Source organism: Bacillus sp. SD075, from assembly GCF_017355165.1.
Lineage (GTDB): Bacteria > Bacillota > Bacilli > Bacillales > DSM-1321 > Peribacillus.
In genome coordinates this window covers 1-390 of record NZ_JADILK010000118.1, presented here as the reverse complement: position 1 = coordinate 390, position 390 = coordinate 1, and the positions used below count along the sequence as shown (strand labels likewise).

The 390-nt window shown below is 39.7% G+C and carries 1 protein-coding gene; it reads left to right on the top strand.

What is annotated here, in order from left to right:
* Positions 1-54: 54 nt before the first annotated feature.
* Positions 55-390, top strand: a 336-nt coding sequence (locus tag IOC57_RS25525; protein WP_207441372.1) for an IS110 family transposase, incomplete at its 3' end; no start/stop codon positions are given.

The window sequence follows — 390 nt, the reverse complement described above, 5'->3', positions numbered from 1 at the left end:
GTAACAAATCTCCTGTCATATGTATTGTTAATCTTTTTTTGAGGTGATTCTCCTATGGAAGCAATGATTGAACGGTGTGCTGGCCTAGATGTACACCAAGAAACAATAGTAGCCTGTGTATTATTTGGTCCATTAGATAAAAAGCCAAAAATCTCTATTGAAACGTTTTCGACTACAACAACAGGACTCTTGGCTTTAAGTGATTGGTTAACTACCCTTCAGGTATCCGATGTTGTGATGGAAAGTACCGGAGTCTACTGGAAACCAATATGGAATATACTCGAAGGATCTTTTCACCTTGTTCTGGCCAATGCCAGACATGTCAAAAATGTTCCAGGGCGTAAAACTGATGTAAAAGATGCCGAATGGCTTGCCAAGCTTCTAAGATGC